20 protein-coding genes and 1 riboswitch are annotated in these 23,928 nt (G+C 34.8%); of the genes, 5 read left to right on the top strand and 15 right to left on the bottom strand.

Features of this window, described 5'->3' with window-relative positions; translation table 11 throughout:
• The first annotated feature begins 12 nt into the window (after positions 1–12).
• The 4 genes from ACNFU2_RS16555 to ACNFU2_RS16540 all read left to right on the top strand — a co-directional run bounded on the left by ACNFU2_RS16555 (position 13) and on the right by ACNFU2_RS16540 (position 2,323).
• Positions 13–618, top strand: a complete 606-nt coding sequence (locus ACNFU2_RS16555; protein ID WP_418122350.1) for a hypothetical protein — start codon at positions 13–15, stop codon at positions 616–618.
• Positions 618–1,160, top strand: coding sequence for a hypothetical protein (locus ACNFU2_RS16550; RefSeq protein WP_273650580.1), 543 nt, complete (start codon positions 618–620; stop codon positions 1,158–1,160). Before ACNFU2_RS16555 ends, ACNFU2_RS16550 begins: the two co-directional genes overlap by 1 nt.
• 139 nt (positions 1,161–1,299) lie before the next feature.
• Entirely contained in the window at positions 1,300–2,001 is a 702-nt protein-coding gene (locus tag ACNFU2_RS16545) for a hypothetical protein (protein ID WP_273650579.1), read from the top strand.
• Positions 2,002–2,005: 4 nt separating this feature from the next.
• Complete coding sequence (locus ACNFU2_RS16540; protein WP_306613554.1) at positions 2,006–2,323, top strand: DUF1493 family protein; 318 nt, start codon at positions 2,006–2,008, stop codon at positions 2,321–2,323.
• A gap of 1,273 nt (positions 2,324–3,596) precedes the next feature.
• Here ACNFU2_RS16540 and metF read toward each other — a convergent pair.
• From metF to ACNFU2_RS16505, 7 genes are all read right to left on the bottom strand, one after another.
• Positions 3,597–4,556: a methylenetetrahydrofolate reductase [NAD(P)H] gene (gene metF / locus ACNFU2_RS16535; protein WP_273650577.1), complete on the bottom strand. Its 960-nt coding sequence runs from the start codon at positions 4,554–4,556 to the stop codon at positions 3,597–3,599.
• 7 nt (positions 4,557–4,563) lie between these two features.
• A complete protein-coding gene (metH, locus tag ACNFU2_RS16530; RefSeq protein ID WP_273650576.1) occupies positions 4,564–7,224 on the bottom strand; it encodes a methionine synthase in 2,661 nt (886 codons plus the stop codon).
• A gap of 7 nt (positions 7,225–7,231) precedes the next feature.
• The gene (locus ACNFU2_RS16525; RefSeq protein WP_273650575.1) at positions 7,232–8,323 is read right to left on the bottom strand and encodes a fatty acid desaturase family protein; all 1,092 of its coding nucleotides are present in this window, start codon (positions 8,321–8,323) and stop codon (positions 7,232–7,234) included.
• 81 nt (positions 8,324–8,404) lie between these two features.
• Positions 8,405–9,415 (bottom strand): homocysteine S-methyltransferase family protein, encoded by a 1,011-nt coding sequence (locus tag ACNFU2_RS16520; RefSeq protein WP_411250087.1) that lies wholly within the window; start codon positions 9,413–9,415, stop codon positions 8,405–8,407.
• A 67-nt stretch (positions 9,416–9,482) separates the two neighbouring features.
• Positions 9,483–10,643, bottom strand: a complete 1,161-nt coding sequence (locus tag ACNFU2_RS16515; protein ID WP_273650573.1) for an O-succinylhomoserine sulfhydrylase — start codon at positions 10,641–10,643, stop codon at positions 9,483–9,485.
• A 115-nt stretch (positions 10,644–10,758) separates the two neighbouring features.
• Entirely contained in the window at positions 10,759–12,297 is a 1,539-nt protein-coding gene (locus tag ACNFU2_RS16510) for an ACT domain-containing protein (protein ID WP_373428018.1), read from the bottom strand.
• Between the two features lie 11 nt (positions 12,298–12,308).
• The gene (locus ACNFU2_RS16505; RefSeq protein ID WP_373428017.1) at positions 12,309–13,298 is read right to left on the bottom strand and encodes an alpha/beta fold hydrolase; all 990 of its coding nucleotides are present in this window, start codon (positions 13,296–13,298) and stop codon (positions 12,309–12,311) included.
• A 63-nt stretch (positions 13,299–13,361) separates the two neighbouring features.
• Positions 13,362–13,470, bottom strand: a riboswitch (SAM riboswitch).
• 189 nt (positions 13,471–13,659) lie between these two features.
• Here ACNFU2_RS16505 and ACNFU2_RS16500 point away from each other — a divergent pair.
• A complete protein-coding gene (locus ACNFU2_RS16500; protein ID WP_273650572.1) occupies positions 13,660–16,266 on the top strand; it encodes an MGH1-like glycoside hydrolase domain-containing protein in 2,607 nt (868 codons plus the stop codon).
• A gap of 287 nt (positions 16,267–16,553) precedes the next feature.
• On the opposite strand, the gene ACNFU2_RS16495 is transcribed toward ACNFU2_RS16500, so the two are convergent.
• The 8 genes from ACNFU2_RS16495 to ACNFU2_RS16460 all read right to left on the bottom strand — a co-directional run bounded on the left by ACNFU2_RS16495 (position 16,554) and on the right by ACNFU2_RS16460 (position 23,909).
• Positions 16,554–16,973, bottom strand: a complete 420-nt coding sequence (locus ACNFU2_RS16495) for an OsmC family protein (protein WP_273650571.1) — start codon at positions 16,971–16,973, stop codon at positions 16,554–16,556.
• Between the two features lie 18 nt (positions 16,974–16,991).
• Entirely contained in the window at positions 16,992–17,489 is a 498-nt protein-coding gene (locus ACNFU2_RS16490; RefSeq protein WP_172284421.1) for a YegJ family protein, read from the bottom strand.
• Positions 17,490–17,497: 8 nt separating this feature from the next.
• Positions 17,498–18,820, bottom strand: a complete 1,323-nt coding sequence (locus ACNFU2_RS16485; RefSeq protein ID WP_273650570.1) for a DUF58 domain-containing protein — start codon at positions 18,818–18,820, stop codon at positions 17,498–17,500.
• A 104-nt stretch (positions 18,821–18,924) separates the two neighbouring features.
• Positions 18,925–19,956, bottom strand: a complete 1,032-nt coding sequence (locus ACNFU2_RS16480) for an AAA family ATPase (RefSeq protein ID WP_273650569.1) — start codon at positions 19,954–19,956, stop codon at positions 18,925–18,927.
• 61 nt (positions 19,957–20,017) lie between these two features.
• A complete protein-coding gene (locus tag ACNFU2_RS16475; protein ID WP_273650568.1) occupies positions 20,018–21,181 on the bottom strand; it encodes a DUF4350 domain-containing protein in 1,164 nt (387 codons plus the stop codon).
• A gap of 14 nt (positions 21,182–21,195) precedes the next feature.
• Positions 21,196–21,990 (bottom strand): DUF4129 domain-containing protein, encoded by a 795-nt coding sequence (locus ACNFU2_RS16470; RefSeq protein ID WP_273650567.1) that lies wholly within the window; start codon positions 21,988–21,990, stop codon positions 21,196–21,198.
• Positions 21,983–22,942, bottom strand: coding sequence for a DUF4013 domain-containing protein (locus tag ACNFU2_RS16465; protein ID WP_228457061.1), 960 nt, complete (start codon positions 22,940–22,942; stop codon positions 21,983–21,985). The genes ACNFU2_RS16470 and ACNFU2_RS16465 overlap by 8 nt, the downstream gene beginning before the upstream one ends.
• On the bottom strand, positions 22,929–23,909 hold the full coding sequence (locus tag ACNFU2_RS16460) for a stage II sporulation protein M (RefSeq protein WP_273650566.1): 981 nt from the start codon (positions 23,907–23,909) through the stop codon (positions 22,929–22,931). The genes ACNFU2_RS16465 and ACNFU2_RS16460 overlap by 14 nt, the downstream gene beginning before the upstream one ends.
• Positions 23,910–23,928 lie beyond the last annotated feature (19 nt).

Raw genomic sequence — 23,928 nt, 5'->3', positions numbered from 1 at the left:
GCCAATAGTGCCGTGGGTACGATTGCTTTTGGAGCCTTAGCAGGAGGGATTGGATCAGAACTCACAGGAGGAAACTTCTGGCAAGGAGCCGTTATAGGTGGTATTGTTGCTGGATTGAATCATGCGATGCATAGGATTGGAACTAAATCCATTGCTGAAAAGGAACTACATGCAGTCGGAGTAAAGGACGTAAATGCAGCAGCACCTAACACGCAGGAAAGCCTTGATATGGTTCTTAGTACAGACACATTATCTTCTATGCATAAAAAATCCGGAAATGTTCCTATCGGATATGGGAAAACGAATCAATCTAATAGATTAGGAGAAACAAATGATAAAACAGGAAATATCATTTTAAATAAGTCAAAAACATTCTCATATTTCAAACTTTATCAGACTGTTGGCCATGAGCTAGTTCATTCAATAGATTTTATTAATGAAACCGCAAAATCAATATTTAATAGTTATTTGAAGTTTTACAAGAATGATCAAAAGCCTGCAAATATTTATTATAGAGAAGCGCTGGAGTTTAGAGCATATCAATGGGAGATAACATTTGCTCCCTCAGCATTATCTAAACAATGGTATAATTATTATAAAGTAAAAAATAATTGGTAATGAAATATATTATTTTTCTTTTGGCTTTCTGTTGTAGCTATGCTCAACAAGTAAGTATTAACTTGCAAAAACAAAATAATAATTTGAATGTTGGCATAATTTCTAATGAAAAGCTAAATTTAAATACAGATTTAACATCTACGAGTATTAATGGAGCTATGAATGAAACGGAGATATACCCTATGTATGAAAATAATTTATATTTATTTGTTTTTGATGGGGCTACCGTAGTTCCAATGCAAAATGCATACATTTTACCACATCCCGACGAACCACCCTCATTTTATAAAAAAGAGTTAGAAAATATTGAAAAAAGAAAAAATGAGAAAATATTTATTCATAAGGGAAAAATTAAAAAATTAAAGTATAAATTTTTAGTTTACAGAAATGCAAAGGAATTATTTCAAGATTATCCTTGTAGAATGTTTGACTGTTGGTATGCGTTTTATTCTTTAGAAAGAGGAAAAAAATATAAGATGCAAGTTCAGTTAAAAATAAAATCCAAAATATATAAATCTAATATGGTAGAATTTGTATACTAAAAAATAACTCCTCATTACCGCACGAAATGAAAATCAACGAAGTCAATCCTTTTGTATGGTTGAAGAAAAAAGAGGTTAGATAATAACCCTGGATAAAGATAAAACCCTTACACCCGATACCGCACGAATCTTTTGTGTGGTGGATAATAACAGTACCGTGGGTACGATTGCTTTTGGAGCCTTAGCAGGAGGGATTGGATCAGAACTCACAAGAGGAAACTTCTGGCAAGGAGCTTTGATTGGGGGTATAGTTACAGGATTAAATCATGTGGCGCATTTGAGAGACGCACCCTATAATGGTTACGATAAAGCTGGTAAAAAAATCAATAATGATGGAGGGAATACTACAGATTACATGTATGATGATAATGGAAATGTAATATCTTCTACATCGGTAAAAATAGGTACATTCCAGGGTGGAGAAGTTAGTTCAAGCGTAGAAGGCTATGGATACAGAATAAGAACTATTGGAACCGGAGGAGCCTCCTATGATGCTGGCTGGGATGTAACATCTATGTTTATTGGTACAGGAGAAGTGAAAGCTGGATTGGGTTTAATCAAAATGGGAGTAACTAATCTCAGTAAAGCTAAATTAGGTATTCCTGTTCTAGGTAAGGCTAGTAAAACCGTCTTAGAGTCTTCTCTTCACTACTCTAAAATTTATGGTTATAAAAAGATAAATTTATTGGGTGGATTAATAAAAAAACTTCCATATTTCACTGGAGTTAAAGCCGGGCTGACAAGGAATTGGGCTAGTTTTTATGGTCGAAATGCTGTTTGGTTCGGTGCAGGAAGATTCAGTATAGGAGGAGGATTAATCTATAATAATATAAACAAATAATTAAATGGATACAACTGATATTGTAGTAGATTATTTTCAAAAACGTGGGTATTATAATGAAGAACTGAAATATAAAACAATTATTAATGATAAAAATGAAGATTTTATGGATATGGAATGTCTATTTGAATCTTTTTTTAAAGATTTCAATATTAAAAACAGTAATGAGTTTAATGTAAATAAGTATTTTTACAATAATTTTCTGATAGAGAAATTTTTAATAAAAATAGGAATTAAGACTAATACCATTTCTAAACCTTCAATAACAATCGCTCACATGATAGAAGTAGCAAAAAGGCAGAAATGGTTTGATCCGGAATGAAAAAACTAGCTCCTTGCCTTTGCGAGGAGCTAGTTTTTATAACACAGTCATTATCATCCACAACACTTATGCTGCTCTGATAAGTAACTCGGGAAACACTTATGCTTAAGCTATGCTATAAATAATGCAGGGTCTTCTGTAAATGGAGATTGGATAGGTGGTGGATTGAGATATTATTCTTCCGCTACAAGAATGACAATGAATTATTTGAATAATTTCGGATAACAATACCCTTATATTATAATTAACCAAATACCTCGAAGCATAAGATGAGTAGACTACCCTATATATTTTTATTAATTTTGTTATATTCTTGTAATCAAAATAAAAAGAAATCATATTTGAATGGATTTGATGTTTCACCTGATATTAAGACTATAATTTTCTCTTACAAAGAGGATTCACTATATTCTGTATATGCTAAGCTTATTAATACCAATAATAGAATAACATACAATATTTTCAAAGGTCCCGGAAATTATATTAACCCAAAATATTCTGATAATGGTAAAACTATAATTGCTTTATATTATCCTAAAAATAAATTACGTCCCGAATTTCACTTTTACGATCTCCTTAGTCATAAAATAACTAAGAAATTAAAGTTGGTGATGGATTTATTTCCGATTATATATTTTCACAATCCAATAAAATATTTTATCTGCAAGCGAAAACTTTTCAATCGTATTCTCCAACTGTACCAAATGCTTATCATAATTATGACATTTATGAATTAGACATAAATAATTTAAAATCAAAAAAAATTTCAAATTTAAACTCATATTATATGCAGGAGATTTTAAATTTAGGAAAAGATAGCTTAGTAATTTCTATGCGAGGATCCCCAGATGAAAGTGGTTTGTTTTTCTTTAATCCAGACCATAACATAACGAATCCAAAAACACTTAATAAAATTATGATTACAAACGACACATTACGAAAATTCTACAATGTATTCTAACCCTGTATTACTGACAAATAATAATGTACTATGTGCATCATCATATCAATTAGTAATGTTAGACTTAAAAGCTAAAAAAGAATTTCCTGTTTTGCCATCTACAGGTTACCATTATAATATTATAAGAAGTGTAAATGACGTAATTTTTTATCAACAGAACGACAATACAAATAATATATATTATTTCAATTTAAATGAAAAGAAGATAAATTCTATAAACATTCATTACCCGCAATAATTCGGATTATCCTATTTTATAAAAAAATCCCTGTTGATAGAACAACAGGGATTCCTTTCATTAATACTCCTTCATTAAAATAATTCCCCTGCGACTTTCTTTATGTTATCACTTTTACCCATAGAATAAAAATGTAAAACAGGCACTCCAAAATCCAGAAGTTCCCGGCACTGATTGATTGCCCACTCTACCCCAATTTGCTTTACAGCTTCATTGTTTCTGGCATTTTCAACTTCACTGATCAATTCTTCGGGCAAATCGATTTTAAATACTTGTGGTAATAATTTTAAATGCTTTTTGGTTGCAATAGGTTTGATTCCCGGAATAATAGGAACCGTAATTCCCATTTCCCTTGCTTTGTGAACAAACTCAATGTATTTTTTATTATCAAAAAACATTTGCGTGACGATGTAATCTGCACCCGCATCTACCTTTTGTTTTAGCCATTTAAGGTCATAGTTCATTGAAGGGGCTTCAATATGCTTTTCGGGATATCCTGCAACTCCAATGCAGAATTTATTCAGTTCGTCACCAACCTCATCTTCATTATGAAGGTATTTTCCACGTCCGAGATCATTAATTTGATATACAAGATCCATCGCACTTTCATGTCCGCCTGGTGTTGCTTCAAAATACTGATGCCCTTTCATCGCATCTCCTCTCAGTGCCATAATATTCTCAATCCCGAGATACATACAATCTACCAAAAGGTACTCTGTTTCTTCTTTTGTAAAGCCTCCACATAATAAATGGGGAACGGTATCTACATTATATTTATGCTGAATAGCAGAACATATCCCCAAGGTTCCGGGGCGCATTCTTGTAATTCTGCGTTCCATCAGACCATTTCCTTTATCAAGATAAATATATTCTTCCCTGGAAGTTGTAACATCAATAAAAGGCGGTTTGAATTCCATTAAAGGATCTATATTCCTGTAAAGGTCCTCAATACCAATTCCCTTTTGTGGCGGAACCACTTCTAAAGAGAATAAAGTCTTTCCATTTGCTTTTTTTATATGTTCAGTAATCTTCATGCTTGTTTTAATCTGCTAAATTAGGTGACAGCCATTTTTTGGCTTCCTGAATGCTACACCCCCTTCGTGCGGCGTAGTCTTTTAATTGATCTTCTGTGATTTTCCCCAACCCGAAATATTTTGCATGAGGGCTGCCAAAATAATATCCGGAAACTGACGCTGTAGGGAACATTGCTAAACTTTCGGTAAGATAAACGCCTATATTTTCTTCTACTTTTAAAAGATCCCAAATGGTTTTCTTTTCCAGATGGTCAGGGCAAGCAGGATATCCGGGAGCAGGACGTATTCCTTTATATTTTTCGGCAATAAGTTCCTCATTGCTTAGCTCTTCCTGTTTTGCATACCCCCAATATTCTGTTCTTATTTTTTTATGTAAAAATTCGGCATATGCTTCAGCGAATCTGTCTGCCAAGGCCTTTACCATAATGGAATTGTAATCATCATTCGCCTTTTCATATTCTGCAGAAAGCTCATCTGTTCCAAAACCTGTTGTTACACAGAAAGCTCCCATATAATCTGTCTTTCCTGAACTTTGGGGAGCGATAAAATCACTTAATGCGAGATACTCTTTGCCTTTGGACTTTTGAACCTGCTGTCTTAAAGTCAAAAACCTTGTCTGTTCCTGATCATTTTCATCAAAGATGATAATATCATCCGTTTCATTAGCATTGGCTTTAAAAACTCCAAATATGGCCTTTGCAGTAAGAAGCTTCTCATCAAGAATTTTTTTCAGGATCACCTGAGCATCTTTAAATAGCTCTTTTGCCTGAGCCCCTACTACCTCATCCTCTAATATGTTCGGGTATTTCCCATGAAGATCCCAGCTCCTGAAGAAAGGTGACCAGTCAATAAACGGAACCAATTCATTCAGATCCTGATCCTGAAAGATTTGTACACCGATATTGTTGGGTGTAAAGATTTGTTCGCTTTCCCAGTCTATTTTAAAATGATTTCTTCTGGCTTCTTCAATAGAGACGTAATCTTTATCGATCTGTCTGTTCAGGAACTTTTCACGGAAATCCGAATATTCACTTTTTAAGTCATCCACATACTCCTTATTCCGGTCTCCCAATAAAGAACTTACCACATTTACCGCCCGGGAAGCGTCGTTTACATGTACAACAGCGTTTTTATACTTCAGATCTATTTTTACGGCTGTGTGCGCTTTTGATGTGGTAGCTCCTCCTATTAGTAATGGAAAATCCAAATTTTGTCTTTCCAGCTCAGCAGCAATATACACCATTTCATCAAGGCTTGGTGTAATTAAGCCGCTCAGTCCTATAACATCCACGTTTTCTTCAATTGCCGTCTGAATAATTTTCTCAGCCGGAACCATTACTCCAAGGTCTACGATTTCATAATTATTACAACCCAAAACAACACTAACAATATTTTTTCCGATATCGTGAACGTCTCCTTTTACGGTAGCCATAAGTATTTTACCATTCGCAGGTCTTGAACCATCTTTTTCCGCTTCGATGAAAGGCTGAAGATAGGCAACTGCCTTTTTCATTACCCGTGCAGATTTTACTACCTGCGGAAGAAACATCTTTCCGCTTCCGAATAAATCTCCTACAACACCCATTCCCGTCATCAGGTTGACCTCAATAACATGCAATGGTTTTTCTGCTTCTTTTCTTGCTTCTTCTACATCTTCTTCTATAAAACGATCTATTCCCTTTACCAAAGCATGGGTAATTCTGTCCTGAAGAGGTTTTGTTCTCCATTCCAGATCTTCCGTTTTCTCTTTTTTTACAGATTTATGCTTTTCAGAATAATCCAGAAGCCGTTCAGTAGCATCTTCCCTTTTATCTAGAATAACATCTTCTACAAGCTCCAGTAATTCTTTATTGATTTCATCATATACCTCAAGCATCGCAGGGTTCACAATCCCCATATTCATTCCTGCCTGAATCGCATGATAAAGAAAAACCGAGTGCATCGCTTCTCTTACCGTATCATTCCCCCGAAAGGAAAATGAAACGTTACTAACTCCACCACTTACAGAGGCATAGGGAAGGTTTTGTCTTACCCATCGCGTTGCATCGATAAAATCCAAGGCATTTCTTCTATGCTCATCCATTCCTGTTGCAACAGGGAAGATATTTAAATCGAAAATAATATCCTCAGCGGGAAAATCAATCTGATTAACTAAAATATCATATGACCGCTTTGAAATTTCTATTCTTCTGTCTAAGGTATCTGCCTGTCCTTCTTCATCAAAAGCCATCACAATAACAGCAGCACCATATCTTTTTATTGCTTTTGCCTGTCTGATGAATTCTTCTTCCCCTCCTTTTAAACTGATAGAATTCACCACACATTTTCCTTGAACAACCTGTAGTCCTGCTTCCAGGATCTCCCATTTGGAAGAATCCACCATAATGGGAATTCTCGCGATATCAGGTTCGGAAGCAATCAGATTCAGGAATTTAACCATTGATGTTTTTCCATCAATCAGTCCGTCGTCAAAATTAACATCGAGGATCTGCGCTCCCCCTTCCACCTGATGTCTTGCAATATCTAATGCTTCAGGAAATTTTTCTTCCTTGATTAATCTTAAAAACTTTTTAGAACCGGCAACATTAGTCCTTTCACCAACGTTGATGAAATTACTTTCCGGTGTTATGATAAGAGGCTCAAGGCCCGATAATCTTAAATATTTCATCAATTTTTTATTCTTCTAAAATGTAATATGCATTATTTGCATTTTGCCTCAGCAACTCCACATGTTTGCCTAAAGCGGTAAAAATTGGAAATCTTTTGTATACTAAACCATGTTCTCTAGCAAACTCTTCTATTTCTTCTGTTATCTCGTTATAGTACATATAGCTATAATTTGGAAAGAGGTGGTGAGCCACATGAAAATTGAAATTCCCCAATACATTTCTGATCATCCAATTATTATTGGTTAAATCATTGGTTACTTCCAACTGATGCCGAATCCAGCTGTATGGAAGTGAGTTTTTCTCATCTAATTTTGGAAAAGCATTATCGGGAAGCGGATGTAATGGCAATAAAACAAACAAAGCAAAAATGCTTGCTGTAATGACCTGTAAAAACCAGGCTCCTATCGCCAATCCAATCGAAACTTTAAAGAATACAACAGGAACAACAATCTGATAAAAGAAATAAAAGAGTTTATAAACAACCATCTTTACTTTCTCAACAACTGGAATGGCGCCCTGGGTTTTTAAAATAACCCTTTCCTTATCAAAGAAATCCCTGAAATCCCTGATAAACATCCAGTTGAATAAATATAAAGGATACACCAGAAAGAAAAACAGATGCTGGTATTTCTGCACTCCTTTTGCCCGGATCCATGGAACAATCAGCAGTAAACCACTCTGCTCTATATCAGTATCCCATCCGTCTACATTCGGATATGCATGATGGCTTGCAATATGCCTTTTCTTCCAGATATAAGAATTGGCTCCCACAAAATCAAAAATTTGCAGTACCCAGCTATTTAATCTTTTGTTTTTGAATATATTATTGTGAGCCGCTTCATGAATTAAATTCAGATAGATCAACACCAACATAATTCCCATTAACACAAAACTCAAAATATAAAGCAAAGATTTCTCAACATTAATCAACGCAAAAACATATAGCCCAATATAAATAAGGGGCAATAAAACAGCTTTAATCTGAATGTAGATATCTCTGTTTTCCTCTATGTTTTCGACTCTCTGGTTCACCTTTTTTCTTAATTCATTAAAGATTTTTGTGTCTTCTGCACTCTTTAAGTAACTCGGCTTTTCCATATGATTAGTTTTAGTTTAACTTAAAAATAATAATACTAAACCGTTATCTTACAATTGATTCAATGAAAAAAATCTATCAAATCATGCAAATTTCCTCAATTTTCTTGGCTCATACTTATTCACTAAGTCTGCTATAGCCCTGATATGTTCAGGGGTTGTACCACAACATCCTCCAATAATATTGATCAGACCTTTTTCCACATATTCTTGTATCTGTTCTGCCATAAACTCGGGTGTCTCATCATATTTACCGAAAGCATTCGGTAATCCCGCATTGGGATATGCTGAGACATAAAAATCCGAATTATGAGCCAATGTTTCCAGATAAGGTGTCAGCTGATTAGCTCCCAGCGCGCAATTAAATCCGACACTCAAAAGATTCAGATGTGAAACCGAAATTAAAAATGCTTCTGCCGTCTGACCACTCAAAGTTCTTCCCGAAGCATCGGTAATAGTTCCTGAAACCATTATCGGAATTTTTATTCCTCTTTCATCCTGAATTTCATCAATGGCAAATAAAGCTGCTTTAGCATTTAAGGTGTCAAAGATTGTTTCTACCAGCAAGATATCGGAACCCCCATCCAAAAGAGCTTCGGACTGCTGTTTATAAGCAATTCTCAGTTCATCAAATGTAATGGCACGATATCCCGGATCATTTACATCAGGGCTCAGACTTGCCGTTCTGTTCGTAGGACCAATAGATCCTGCTACAAACCTAGGCTTATCCGGGTTCTTAGCCGTGAATTCATCACATACTTTTCTGGCTATTTTTGCAGATTCATAATTCAGCTCATAAACCAGGTCTTCCATATGATAATCTGCCATTGCAATTGTAGTTCCCGAGAATGTGTTGGTTTCGATAATATCAGCTCCCGCTTCCAGATATTTTCTATGAACTTCTTCAATAGCATGAGGCTGTGTGAGGGAAAGTAGGTCGTTATTTCCTTTAACCAGATGCGGATAATCTTTGAAACGCTCACCACGATAGTCTTCTTCTTCAAATTTGTATCGTTGAAGCATCGTTCCCATCGCCCCATCAAGAACTAAAATTCTTTCGGAGAGTGCCTTATATAATTGTTCTGAACTTTTCATTTTGTAGATTGTGGCTAAAGCCGTTAATATTTTTTTCATAAATGGGCTAAAGCCCATTTCAATTGAGTTAATCCAATGCCTGTTTTAAATCAGCAATAACATCTTCCACGTTTTCCAAACCTACAGAACAACGTACAAGGCCGGCAGTGATTCCCACTTCGTTCCTTTCCTCATCAGTTAATTTGGAATGTGTAGTAGAAGCAGGATGTGTAACAATTGTTCTGGTATCACCAAGATTTGCTGAAAGTGAACACATCTTTATTTTATCTAAAAACTTTCGACCTCCTTCAATTCCTCCTTTGATTTCAAAAGCGACAATATTCCCTCCTAATTTCATCTGTTTTTTTGCTACTTCATAGCTTGGATGTGAAGGTAAAAAAGGATATTTTACTAATTCAACATTAGGGTGGCTTTCTAAAAATTCAGCGACTTTCAATGCATTTTCACAATGCTTTTCAACTCTGATGGCTAAAGTTTCAAGACTTTTAGACAAAACCCATGCATTAAAAGGAGACATGGCCGGACCTGTATTTCTTGCAAAAAGATAGATTTCCCGGATAAGGTCTTCTTTTCCTACCGCAACTCCACCAAGAACCCTTCCTTGTCCGTCAATTAATTTTGTTGCCGAATGAACCACAATATCAGCTCCGTACCTGATAGGTTGTTGAAGATAAGGGGTGGCAAAACAATTATCTACAATGAAGATAAGATTATGTTTTTTTGCAATTTTCCCGAAAAACTCAAGATCCAGAATCTCAATTGCCGGATTAGTCGGGGTTTCCAGATATAAAATTTTTGTATTAGGTTTGATAAGCTTTTCAACATTTTCTGCATCTTCTGCCTTAAAATAGGTAGTCTCAATATTCCATTTTGGGAAATACTTTGTAAAAAGTGTGTGTGTAGATCCAAAAACAGACTGGCAGCTTACAATATGATCTCCGGCATCAAGCAAAGTTGCAAATGTTGAATAAATTGCTGCCATTCCGGTAGCAAAAGCATATCCCGCTTCCGCACCCTCCATTTTCACAATTTTATCGGTGAATTCAGTAACGTTTGGATTGGAGAATCTGCTGTATAAATTTTTTGATTTTTCTTCTGCAAAGCTCGCCCTCATATCCTCTGCATCCTGAAAAATAAAGCTGGATGTAAGATAGAGCGGAGTAGAATGTTCATCAAACTGAGTTCGTTCAGTCTGCGTCCTTATTGCAAACGTTTCAAAATTTTCCATATAGTTTTAATTTTAATATCATGTATCAATGCAACAGTTTACCAATGAATCGATCGAATCTGATCTGAGCCATTTTTATCGGCACACTGTTATATCGTTACATTCGTACATTGATTTATTTTGTTTCACTTACTCTTAAAATATCACCAAAAACACCTCTCGCGGTTACCTGTGCTCCCGCACCGGCTCCCATAATTACAATAGGGTTTTCACCATAGCTCTCCGTATAGATTTCAAAAATGGAATCTGATCCTTTTAATTGCCCTAATGCGGAAGTAGCCGGCACAGAAATTAATTTTACATCAAGTTCTCCTTTTTCTTTTTGAAGATCGCCATGTAGATCGCCTACATATCGTAGAACATGATCTGCCTCCTGATTTTGTTTAATTTTCTGGTATTCCTCGTCCAATTCTCCCAATCTGGAAATGAATTCATTTTTGTCAATAGAAAGAAGGTTTTCAGGAATTAGATTCTGAATATTAATATCATTGAATTCATTAATCAGATCCAACTCTCTCGCCAGAATCAAAAGCTTTCTTGCAACATCATTTCCTGAAAGGTCCTCACGAGGATCCGGTTCAGTAAATCCTTTCTCCATTGCTTCTCCTATAATGGTTGAAAATTTCTCATCTCTAACTGAAAAATTATTGAAGATATAACTTAAAGAACCTGAAAACACGCCTTTAATTCTTGTAATATTTTCCCCCGACAGGTGCAATAGTTTAATGGTATCGATCAAAGGCAAACCTGCTCCCACATTGGTTTCGTAAAGGTATCGCCTGTTATTTTTATTCAACGTATATCTTAGTTTACGATATTCTTCTATTGGAAGGGTATTGAAAATCTTGTTGGAAGATACAAGATCAAATCCGTTCTCAGCTAAAGCATGATAATTCTTAACAAAATCCTTACTCGCCGTATTATCAACCACAATAAGATTCTCCAGCTGATTCTCTCTGGAGAAACTGATCAGTTCATCAACATTGGAAGGGTTTTCAGCAACTAAAACCTCATCATTCCAATTATGACCAAAACCTTTTTTATTGAATGCTATTTTTCTTGAATTAGCAACAGCCACTACTTTAAGATCTATTTTTTTCCGTCTCTTAATTTCTTCGGAAGATTCCAATACCTGGTCAATCAGAGTTTTACCCACATTCCCATGTCCAATGATTGCAAGATGAACGGTTTTAGGTTTTTTGGATATTTCAGATTCAATGATATTCTTAGTTTTCTCATCCTGAGAAGAGGTAACTACAATATTTACTCTTTTTTCACTTGCTATCTGATTCAGAAGCAAAGGAAAAACATTATTTCTTGCCAGTTCCGCCAGTATTTTATTAAAATCTTCAGCTACAAACCCCAGAACTGAAACGTTATTAATACTATAAATCTGAGATACTGCTCCTGATTTCCTTTCCGCTTCAAATTCCTCAATCAGACAATTAACCGCATTTTCAGAATCGTTTTCGTGAACCAAAATTGATATTCCGTTTTCTATAGCCTGTTGTGAGATCACTCCTACACTAATCCTGGCTAAAGTAAGTGCTTTAAAAATTCTACCGTCAATACCGATTTCCCCTAAGAAATCTTCTCCTTCAAATTTGATGATTGATCTGTTCTTTAAAAATTTTATTTCGTTAACATTTTTCATCTGTTCATTCTTTATTGTTTAGCTTTATTACAGGTTTCTTGTAATTGTTCAGTTTCTTTCTGTAATAAAATGGTTTTAATGATATTATTTAATTGTTTGTATTCCATTAGGAAGGCATCATGCCCGTGAACTGAGGTGATCTCGTGATAAGAAACATCCTTTTTTTTACCTTTCAGTTTTTCAAAACACATCCGGATTTCGGAAGCAGGAAAGAACAAATCTGTATCAACGGAGATCAAGTGCATTCGTGCCTGTACATTCTCCAGCCTTTCTTCCTCGGCATTAATGTTCATCAGCAAATGATTCATCAGTTGATAAGATTTTAAACTAAATCTTTCATTAAGAGCTTTTCCGTGATATTCAAGCCAATCTTCCGATTCAAGCTTATTTTTTGCGGTATTGTATTTATTTTGAAATCTGTCGTTTAAAGATTGTGGGGTTCTATAACATAGCATTGCATGGATTCTTGCCTTTTGTAACGGAGCGTCATTTCCATTTAATAAAAATTTCTGAACCATACATTGCGCATGCAGCCAATCATGAGTTCTGAAATCACAGGCAATGGGAATAAATACTTCTGCAAGTTCCGGGCGTTTAACCAGCATTTCCCATCCTATTCCTCCACCAAGAGAACCTCCGATAATCGCATATAGACTTTTAATGTTAAGTAATTCTAGCCCTTTTAAAAATATGCCTGCAATATCCGAAGGAGTAAACTCTTCATATTCTTCAATTAAAAAATCATCGTAACCATTTCCGGGAATATTGAAACACAAAACCGTATAGACATTGGTATCAACCACCTGGCCATCTCCTACTAATTGCTTCCACCAGCCATTTGTTCCCGATACATTGGAATTTCCCGTTAAAGCATGGTTGATTAAAATAACAGGTGCTGAAAACAGCTCTTTCCCGAAGGTCTGATAGCTCAACGGGATATTGCATTCCTTTCCGGAATTAGTTTGATACGAAAGATTAATATGTTTTAGTTCTGTTTTCAATTCTATTATACATTATTTATAATACAATTGAAAATGCCACAGGAAATGGCTGAAAAACTCAGTAAGTTATCTGTCCAAAAAATAATTTGGTAGAACGTAGCACCTTCTTCGCTTGCGCAAAGGGTTGCTAAGGTTTCATCGGGTCTAATCCCTCAACCTTTCTTGATAACATTTTCAATATTTGAATGATCGAATGGTGCAAAGATATAACATTTTATTTAATTTTTTCATGAAAAAAATAATTTATTCTGAAAATCCCTGTAATCATTATAGTTACAAGGATGTATTAAGAATTATTCAGATAGAAAAAATTGGAATTATTTTTCAAAAAAATTACCTTCGTAGTGAAAAATGATGAACTATGACTGCAGAAAAACAAAGATTACAGGATATAAAATGGAAAAACTGGGGGCCTTATGTAAGCAACAGACAATGGGGTAATGTTCGTGAGGATTATAGTCCCAATGGCAATGCGTGGAATTTCACCAATCATGATAAAGCTGAAAGTTATGCCTACCGTTGGGGTGAAGAAGGGATTGCCGGAATATCGGACACCAAACAGCTTTTTTGTTTCGCTCTTTCATTTTGGAACAAAAAGGACAAAATGATCAAAGAACGTTTTTTCGGATTGAGTAATCCCCAGGGCAATCATGGTGAAGATATCAAAGAGATCTTTTACTATCTGGACAACACGCCTACCCATAGTTATATGAAGATGGTGTATAAATATCCGATCCATGAATTTCCTTATGATCACCTGCTATCTGAAAACGGCAGACGAAGCAAAAAGGAAGCTGAATTTGAAATCTTTGATACCGGAATCTTTGATAATGATGAATATTTTGATATTTTCATCGAATACTGTAAAGCAGATGCTGAAGATTTTTTAGTCCGTATCACAGTTTGTAACAGGAGCCAAAACGACGCACCTATTGTTGTTGCTCCAACAGCCTGGTTCCGTAACAACTGGAAATGGGGATATAATACTTATAAAGGTCAGCTAAACGCCTCATACAACGGTTGTATTGATATTAACCATGATAGTATTTCCATCAAAAAATTCTATTCAAGAAATACCGGTGCCAAAAGTCTCTTTTGTGATAATGAAACCAATACACCTAAATTATACGGAGCTCCTTTAACAGATAACACCTATTTCAAGGATGGTATAAACGATCACATTATTCATAACTCCAATACCGTTAATCCGGAAAAAAGAGGTTCAAAAGCCGCTTTTGTGATTGAAGAAATTATTGGTGGGGGACAATCAAAAACCTTTGATTTCAGGTTGGCGCCAAACGACACCGATGAACCATTTCATCATTTTGATGAGATTTTCAACACCCGGATTGCTGAGGCCAACGAATTCTATGAAGAAGTTCAGCACGATGTAACGAATGATGATGAAAGAAATGTTCAACGTCAGGCGTTCGCAGGGCTATTATGGAACAAACAATTTTATCATTATAATGTTGGGAAATGGCTTAAGGGAGATCCTAATTTTGATGCACCGAGGGATTTCAATCATTATGTAAGAAATACAGAGTGGAACCACATGCACAATAAGGACATTATTTCAATGCCGGACAAATGGGAATACCCATGGTATGCTACTTGGGATCTCGCTTTTCACTGCGTTCCCTATGCATTAATTGATGCCCAGTTTGCAAAAAACCAACTTCTCTTGTTAACCAAAGAGTGGTATATGCATCCTAATGGACAACTTCCGGCGTATGAATGGAACTTAAGTGATGTAAATCCACCTGTCCATGCTTGGTCTTGTTTCAGGGTATTTAAGATTGATGAAAAGACCAATGGAAAACCGGATCTCCTGTTTCTGGAAAAGGTTTTTCAAAAATTACTTTTGAACTTTACCTGGTGGGTAAACCGTAAGGATAAAAACGGTAAAAATATTTTCGGCGGCGGTTTTCTAGGTCTTGATAATATCGGAGCTTTCGATCGTAATATGGAACTTAAAGACGGTGAGCATCTTGAACAGGCAGACGGTACAAGCTGGATGGCAATGTATGCATTGAATATGATGAGAATTGCAATGGAACTTGCCCAATACTATCAGGTATATGAAGACATGGCCATTAAGTTTTTTGAGCATTATCTTTACATCGCGGAAGCGATGGAAAACATGGGTGATGGAAAAGAAGGCCTTTGGAATGAAGAAGATGGTTTTTTCTATGATGTACTACAACTTGGGAACGGCGAAAGTGTTACGCTTCGTTTAAGAAGTATTGTCGGGCTTATTCCTTTATTTGCTGTGGAGATTATTGATCACGGATTATTGGAAAAAATGCCCAACTTTAAAATAAGAATGGAATGGGTGCTGAAAAATAAGCCGGAACTTACGAAACTGGTTTCCCATTGGGATGAAGAAGGTCACGGCAGAAAACATTTAATGAGTATCCTTCGTAAAAACAGACTAACAAAAGTCTTGACAAGAATGCTGGATGAAAAAGAATTTTTAAGTTCTTATGGTATCAGGGCCATGTCTAAAGTATATGAAGAAAATCCTTTTATTTTCTCTGTTCATGGGACAGAAAATGTGGTTTATTATACCCCTGCGGAAAGTGACAGCAGAATGTTTGGAGGAAATAGTAACTGGAGAGGCCCGATCTGGTTCCCTATTAACTTTTTGATTGTCGAAAGTCTGCAGCGTTTTCATTTCTATTATGGAAACAGCCTGAAAGTGGAATTACCGACAGGAAGCGGAGATAAAAGGAATCTGGATGAAGTAGCACAAAATATCAGTAACAGGCTATGTTCTATATTCCTTAAAGATGAAAATGGACAAAGAGCTTTTAATGGGGGAAACAATAAGTTTAATTACAATGAGCATTTCAAAGATTATATCACCTTTTATGAATATTTTCACGGAGATAACGGACGTGGAGTTGGCGCCTCACATCAAACAGGATGGACGGCAACGGTCGCTAAATTGATGAAACCGAGATAGAATAAAAATGTACCACTTTCTTAAGTGGTACATTTTTTTTATCAATTAATTAACCTTTAGTATTGAACATCATTGATGCCTTAGTTTTAGCCATAAGCTAAAATAAATAACAAAAATAATAATTATAATAGATTATTGATAAATATTTCATATATTTACATCGTTAACCTTTAAGAAAATGAAACTCAATGTTTAAATCTTAAAGAAAGAAAATACCCTCAACAACACATAATAAGCATAAAGCCGGATTTTAACAATCCGGCTTTTTTATTTTGTTTATAACATCCTTAAATTTTTTCCCCATTTACAAATACATCATAACCGATTTCTACATTAGGCTCCAAAGTTTTAGAAACAGAACAGTATTTATCAAATGATAACTGCGCTGCTTTCAAAGCCTTAGTGGGGTCGATGTTACCTTCCAAAAAAAACTGAACTTTAATTGATTTAAAAGGCTTAGCATCATCGACAGGTACTCTCTCTCCTTCTACTTCTGCTTTAAAACCAGTGATATCCTGTCTTTGTTTTTTTAATATGGACACGACGTCTATTCCACTACATCCTGCAACTGCCATTAAAACACTTTCCATGGGAGAAACTCCTTTAGCTCCGGGTTGTGATGTATTATCCAAAAGGATTGAATTTCCTTGAGAATTAGTACACTCAAATAAAAAGTCGTCGTTTATTCTGTTTAATGTAATTTTCATTCTAATTAATATTTTTCTTTATTCGTAAATTAATCCTTCTGCATCCATTTCTTTTTTTTCTTCAGGACTCATATATTTTCTTACAACCTTTATTGTGTAAGCCCCTTTTACAATATTCTTGTCATTATATTTCCAATCACTAATTCTTTCAATGGGAACTTCAACCGAATCTCCTAACTTGACCAATATTTTTTTATCAAACGGCTCATTTTGAACAATCCCATAGTATTTCCCATCCTTAAACTGAATATCTCCGATCCAGATATGTTCTCCACCTCCATCAGATGTGTCAAACTGCTGTTTTAATGTAAAATTGGAATAATCAGGGTTTTTACTTTGTATCGCGTTTTGAAATTCGGGTAAAGTTTCTTTCGCGTTTTTTACAGCACTATTCATTTCCTCATCAGCATTTTTAAAATACATGATATCGGGTTTACCTTCTCTCTTAAGTTTTTCTCGCTTCTCCTGGCAATTTATCAGAAATGCCAAAAGACAGATAACAGTTATTATTCTCATAGGCAAAATTATAAAATTCCTCTGGCTTTTATCTCCAGATATTTATTGATAACATCGATATTTAAATTTTCAGGAAGTGTATATACTGTATAAATCCCATATTTCCGTAGTTCCTGAATGATCAGTTTCTTTTCAAATTCAAATTTTTCAGCAATAACTTCATCATAAATCTCCTGCATACTCTCCGGATTCTTATGAATTAAAGTCTGGAGTTCCGAATTCTTAAAAAATACAACGACCAACAAATGATTTTTTGCAATGCCACGCAAGTACTTTAACTGCCTGTTCAAACCATCCAGCGTTTCAAAATTTGTAAAAAGTAAAATCAGGCTTCTTTGGTTGATTGAATATTTTACATCCTGATAAAGGCGATTAAAATCACTTTCAAAAAAATTGGTTTTTATATTATAAAGTGATTCCGAAATTTTCTTTAGCTGACCGGATTTGTTTTCTGCAGCTATCTTGTTTTCAGTTTTTTTAGAGAATGTCATCATCCCTGCCCGATCTCCTTTTTTTAATATAATATGAGACAGGGCCATTGTCGCATTGATAGAATAATCAAGAAGACTTAACTCTTTAAATGGCATTTTCATGGTTCGTCCAGTATCAATCAGCATGAAAATCCTTTGAGATTTTTCATCCTGAAACTGATTAACCATCAAACGATTGGTCTTTGATGTAGCCTTCCAATTGATTGTCCTGATATCATCCCCGGGAACATAATCCTTGATCTGCTCAAACTCCATGGTATGGCCGAGCTTTCTGATTTTTTTGATACCCCCCAATAAGAATTCACTTTGAAGAGCCATTAATTCATATTTCCGTAAATGAACAAAAGAAGGATATGCCGCTAAATTTGCATTTTTCTGGAATCTATATCTTTTCGAAACAAAACCTATCGGAGAAGAAGTATAAACATTTAAGCTACCAAAATTATATTCACCTCTTTCTTTAGGCTCAAGAATATATTGAAAGAATGCATTTCTGCCGGGATCAATTTCTTTTCGAATTAAAAAATCCCTTTTCTGAAACTGAAACGGAATTTCATCAATGATTTTAGTATTGATCTTAAAACCATAATTATTTTTAATATCAATTTTTATTGGATTCTCATCACCATTTGATAACTTTTCAGGTAAGATCCTTTGTGCTAAAACACCTTCTTTTTGATTAAAAAGTAAAAGATAATCTACCATTGCAGCCAAAAAGCAAAGCAAGAGCACAATATGAGCTACATAAATAAAAATTGGAAAGAAAAAAGCCAGAACATAAAGTATCCCCACTCCAATGAGCGTAAAGAAAAAGCGATTATTAATGTATAAGTTTCTCATTTTTCAGGTTGTGGATAACAGATTTTATAGCAGCCTTATAAATCCACTACAAGGAATCTATTACTCTCTTCAACATTTTGAAATTTTATAATATCACTTATTATTTATCTTGGAATTTCTATTCCCTCCAGAATCTGTCTGATAATTTCGTCAGCACTTAATCCTTCCATTTCTCTTTCCGGCGAAACAATTACTCTGTGTCTCAACACTGCATAACTGGCTTCTTTGATATCTTCTGGAGTTACAAAATCCCGCCCCCTTAAAGCCGCAAAGGCTTTAGATGCCGTAAGTAAGGCTAAACTTGCCCTTGGTGAGGCTCCTAAATATAAAAACTGATTTTCTCTTGTATTTACAATGATTTTAGCAATATACTCCATCAGCTGTGCTTCTACAATGATCTCTTTCACCAACTGCTGATAGTTTTTTAATTGCTGCGCAGTGATAACACGTCCTACTGCTTCTGTTTTATCTTCGGTCCTGCTTTCATGTTGATTCTTAATAATCAGAACTTCCTGTTCAAGATTAGGATACCCAACATTTATTTTAAACAAAAACCGGTCTAACTGTGCTTCCGGAAGCCTGTATGTTCCTTCGTGCTCAATCGGATTTTGTGTAGCAACGACTAAAAACGGCTCCTCCATCGTATATCGGATACCGTCCATTGTAATCTGCCTTTCTTCCATTACTTCAAACAAAGCAGCTTGTGTTTTTGCCGGAGACCTGTTGATCTCATCAATTAAAATAAAATTGGAGAAAATAGGTCCTTTTTTAAACTCAAACTCCGAATTTTTCACGCTGAATACTGAAGTCCCTAAAATATCCGAAGGCATGAGATCAGGGGTAAATTGTATTCTGCTGAAATTTACATCAATAGTTTTTGCCAGCAACTTTGCCGTAATGGTTTTTGCAACTCCTGGAACTCCCTCAATGAGAACATGTCCATTTGAAAGGAGCGCTGCCAAAAGATGTTCTATCATACTCTCCTGCCCCACAATCACCTTACTTATTTCGGCTTTTACTTTTTCTAAACTCACACGGAGTTCAATCATATCGATTCTCGATTGAAAATCGTTTTCTTCTTTATCAAGATTTATAGAACTTTTATTTTCTACATTTTCGTTCTCAAGGTTTTCCATACAATTTTAATTTATCATTTGTCAATGTATCCGTAACCACAGTTACTACATCGTTATATTATTATCGTATTATTTCATCCAGGATCTTATTCATTCTGGTGAGATCTTCTTTCATTACACTAGCATAAGGATCCTGAGCTTTCCGGATAAGAGCAATAGCTTCGGTAATTACCTCTATATTTTTCCCTGTTTTCAATTGCAGTTTCTTTGCAAACTCATTATCGAGATTCTGGGTATCGATAAGAAGATCCATTCTAACTTTATTCAGGAAATATTGGGCTTTTTTAGCCATCATATCATGAAAATCACCTTCCTGCAGATAAAGATTTCCGATACTTTTCACAAATTCCACAGAAGTATTTTTCAGAGGTTCTATTACAGGAACAATTCTCTGTTTCCTTTTTGCATTGAAAAAAATAAATAAGATCATCCCTCCTAAAAATACCCACCATGCATATTTCAGCGCTGGTTTTGACAGAATAAATCTCATAAAAAAGCGGGAAGAAGCCTTGGCATCTGCAGCTTCCACAAACCAAACGGTTTCTTTATCGTTAAGATACGAAAAAACATCCTGTGCATATTTTATATTTCCAGGTTTCAGAAGATAATAGTTGGTGAGAAAAAGTGGCTCACTATGAACGAAAATATTTCCCTTTCCCAACTTTACTTTTATAAAATTTGCCTGATCCGTGTTATTCTTTTCAACAGTCTTTCCTAGTATTTCAACACTGGGTTTAACATAAGAAAATCCTCTTCCAGACGGAAATTTATCTAAGTTAATAAAATCATTCTGATATTTCTTATCTGTAAGCTTTAACACATTCTGATCTTCAAAAGAGATTTGAGAAGCATAAAAGCCTATACTATCAGAAATTTCTTTTGGTATCCTGCCTGCAATCAACATAGCATCCGATCCTTTGGAGACTTCATTCAAGATACTGCGCCAGGATTCCCTGTCAATTTCTTTTTCTATTATTAAAATATTGTGAGACTGCTTTTTATTCTCATTATAATATTCATATGGTGTTTCAGCTATTTTCTTAAGCTGATTTTTAAAAAGATCTTTAGACTCTTTGTTAAATACAAATAACCCAAAAGGTGATTTTTCATTTGGATCAAAGTTCTTTCGCCAGTCTGTAACTTCCTTTTTATTAACTTCAAGCAATGCCAGAATCACCATGATAATGATGAAAATTACAGCATATATTTTGAAAGTTTTATTCATTTTTAAAGATTTTATTATGGCTTAAATGTCTGATATTGATTTTTAAATTTTAAATAATCCTGTTCGGTAATGCTAAATTCACCATACCATACATAATCAAATATATAAGAAAGGTTTGAAAATTCTTTTTTCAGGTATTCTGCTTTAAGCTCTGCCGCATAATCTTTATTTGTCTTTTCAGGATTCCAGATGATAAGCTTTTTATCGCTCAACTTTTTAAGAACGTACAAAAACTGATAACGTACTGCGGAACGGTAATCTCCTGTTACTTCAAATTTTGCAATGCTCTCAGGAAAATTGATTTCATGGATATTTTCATGCAATTCTTCTTCATTGATATTTACTTTTTTATTCTTTTTCCCAAAGAAGAAATTGCCATCTTTACTTATGAGATACCTGACAATAAAATATAGAAGAAAACCTATAAGTACAATGGCAAATAAACGCATCACAATAGTGGTAACCTTTGCAGAGGTTCCAAAGGTATCCTCACCGAAAATGCCCTCAAGAATTCTTGCTATTTTCCGTTGCAGTTTTTGCCAGAAAGATTCCCTGGGTTTTATTGTTGTGTAATCAAATTCATTTCCTTTGTATCTTGACTTAAGATTTTCCCTGAATTTTTTAGGATAAATCGTGTTTTCAGAAACAGGGTGCTCCATCAATACCGAATCTGCACGGTACATATTTTTATAATGCCCTGTACTCAAAGAATCTTCAACATATGCTTCCGGTGGCAATTCAATGTCATCCTGAGCATACACGAATCCTGTTGAGAAAAAGATCAGTAAGAAAAAAATAATTTTATTCATTATTACCGATGGTTTCTATTTCTGCAAGTTCCACCTTCTGATGCAGGTCTGTCCTGCTATCGTAATACATCAATCCAGAATTGATATACATAATATTTGAAAGAAAAAATGAAAGCAGCATGGAAATCCCATAAATCACAAAAAACAGCACTCCCATAGCTCCCTGAAAGGGGTTTTGTTCAAAATTTCCATCAGGAGCTGAAGTAAGAATTGAACTGTAGAAAAATATCATGGGAATAAATGTGAAAATGGTGGTTATGGTATACATGATAAGAAAAATGATCGTTGTAGCTCCCCAATACTTCCAGTAAGGAGACTTTTCCCTTCCGTTGGTATAAGAAAATTGTGATCTTATCGAATAACTTAAACTCTCAAAAAAACCGCGGCCACTATTAAAATAATCATACATCAAAAATGTAACAACATTAAACAATGTCGGATACACCAGTAACATAATAAATAATCCGATGATAATTAGTATCAATGCGTATGAGATGCCGATCATAATCAAAGCCAGGGGAGTTACAATAAATACCATTCCCAGGCAAAGTGTACCTATTCTTCCTGCGTTATTTTTAAAATCGCTGAGAATATCATCTGTCCTTATTTTTTCTTCGCCCTTTGAAAGTCTTTTCAGATAAAAAACAGGATAAAGATAATTGACAATCACCAGGATAAAAAAAAGCAGAAACGTAAGCAAGCAAACAACAATTAACATCCCTGCATTATCTTCAAAATATTGCTGAAAATAGTAACTGTTACCATTCATATTTGACCCGAATATCTGGGAAAACAGTTCCCTGTATCCAAAAACAAAAATGGTAGTCATTAAAATCAGCAACAAACCATTTAGCAAAATATAGTTTTTGAAATAATTCTTTCCATATAATTTGAAAAAATTAAAACTATCACTGATAAAGGTCCCGAAATCTCTTTTTTTATATAGCTGCATCATCTGTGTTTTTAATTTTTTTATTGACAACGGATGGATAAATAAAATAATAATATCCGATAACCGTTAGCGAACCTAGGATAATAATTAAATTTAAAGCTAATGGCATTTTTAAAGCATGCCTTGTAACATAGCCTTCAATAATTCCCGCACAAATGGTAAAAGGAATTGTACTTAAAAATATTTTGAAGGAATCTTTAAATCCATTTTTAAATGAGTTGAATCTCGACAGGGTTCTTGGAAATAAAATTGATGCCCCGAGAATTAATCCGCACATAGCTTCAACAACCATTGCGAAAATTTCAAAAACACCGTGTAACCATATTCCTCTTGCACTCTCCTTAAGTGCCCCATAGTCATAAAAGAAGTACTGGAAGGATCCGAGCATCACACTGTTTGAAAGTAATGCATACAGTGTACCGACTCCTCCAAAAACTCCGTAAATATACAATTTAGCACCTACCCCAATGTTATTAAAGATAATCCCAATGGTACTTCCCCATGTAGAACCACTTTGATAGACACCAACCGCATTTCCTTTCTTAATATTCTCTATTGTTTCATTCACATAACTTTCACCCAGAATTATATTTACAAAATCCTTATCATAAATTGCTGAAAGGACTCCTATTGAAGTAAACAATGCAAAAAACAAAAACGCGTAGAGCAAATATCTTTTGTATTGATACACTAACAAAGGAACCTCTGTTTTGAAGAAATAAAGGACTCTGTTTTCCTCTACCCTTTTTGTTTTGTAAATTTTTTGGAATATCTGTGAAGAAAGATGATTTAAATAAACCGTAGTATTACTTTTAGGATAATAAGTCTGAGCAAAAGAAAGATCATTAATGAGGTTGATATACAACGATGACAGGTCATCCGGATTTTTTTTTATTTTCCCTTGAATAACCTGTTCAATTCCCAACCATTTTTCTTTATTTTGTTTTATGAAATAAACTTCTCTCATAATCTAAAGGCTAAAATAA

Source organism: Chryseobacterium sp. PTM-20240506, assembly GCF_048296755.1.
Taxonomy (GTDB): domain Bacteria; phylum Bacteroidota; class Bacteroidia; order Flavobacteriales; family Weeksellaceae; genus Chryseobacterium; species Chryseobacterium proteolyticum.
The sequence above is the reverse complement of the archived record's forward strand: the minus strand, read 5'-3'. Positions and strand labels throughout refer to the sequence as shown.

Coding starts and splice junctions, on each gene's coding strand:
- ACNFU2_RS16525 (WP_273650575.1), bottom strand. CDS start 8,323: ATGGAAAAGCCGAGTTACTTAAAGAGTGCAGAAGACACAAAAATCTTT.
- ACNFU2_RS16540 (WP_306613554.1), top strand. CDS start 2,006: ATGGATACAACTGATATTGTAGTAGATTATTTTCAAAAACGTGGGTAT.
- ACNFU2_RS16515 (WP_273650573.1), bottom strand. CDS start 10,643: ATGGAAAATTTTGAAACGTTTGCAATAAGGACGCAGACTGAACGAACT.
- ACNFU2_RS16495 (WP_273650571.1), bottom strand. CDS start 16,973: ATGAAAATTACATTAAACAGAATAAACGACGACTTTTTATTTGAGTGT.
- ACNFU2_RS16460 (WP_273650566.1), bottom strand. CDS start 23,909: ATGAGAGAAGTTTATTTCATAAAACAAAATAAAGAAAAATGGTTGGGA.
- ACNFU2_RS16550 (WP_273650580.1), top strand. CDS start 618: ATGAAATATATTATTTTTCTTTTGGCTTTCTGTTGTAGCTATGCTCAA.
- metF (WP_273650577.1), bottom strand. CDS start 4,556: ATGAAGATTACTGAACATATAAAAAAAGCAAATGGAAAGACTTTATTC.
- ACNFU2_RS16485 (WP_273650570.1), bottom strand. CDS start 18,820: ATGAGAAACTTATACATTAATAATCGCTTTTTCTTTACGCTCATTGGA.
- ACNFU2_RS16465 (WP_228457061.1), bottom strand. CDS start 22,942: ATGCAGCTATATAAAAAAAGAGATTTCGGGACCTTTATCAGTGATAGT.
- ACNFU2_RS16510 (WP_373428018.1), bottom strand. CDS start 12,297: ATGAAAAATGTTAACGAAATAAAATTTTTAAAGAACAGATCAATCATC.
- ACNFU2_RS16500 (WP_273650572.1), top strand. CDS start 13,660: ATGACTGCAGAAAAACAAAGATTACAGGATATAAAATGGAAAAACTGG.
- metH (WP_273650576.1), bottom strand. CDS start 7,224: ATGAAATATTTAAGATTATCGGGCCTTGAGCCTCTTATCATAACACCG.
- ACNFU2_RS16475 (WP_273650568.1), bottom strand. CDS start 21,181: ATGAATAAAACTTTCAAAATATATGCTGTAATTTTCATCATTATCATG.
- ACNFU2_RS16480 (WP_273650569.1), bottom strand. CDS start 19,956: ATGGAAAACCTTGAGAACGAAAATGTAGAAAATAAAAGTTCTATAAAT.
- ACNFU2_RS16520 (WP_411250087.1), bottom strand. CDS start 9,415: ATGAAAAGTTCAGAACAATTATATAAGGCACTCTCCGAAAGAATTTTA.
- ACNFU2_RS16470 (WP_273650567.1), bottom strand. CDS start 21,990: ATGAATAAAATTATTTTTTTCTTACTGATCTTTTTCTCAACAGGATTC.
- ACNFU2_RS16490 (WP_172284421.1), bottom strand. CDS start 17,489: ATGAGAATAATAACTGTTATCTGTCTTTTGGCATTTCTGATAAATTGC.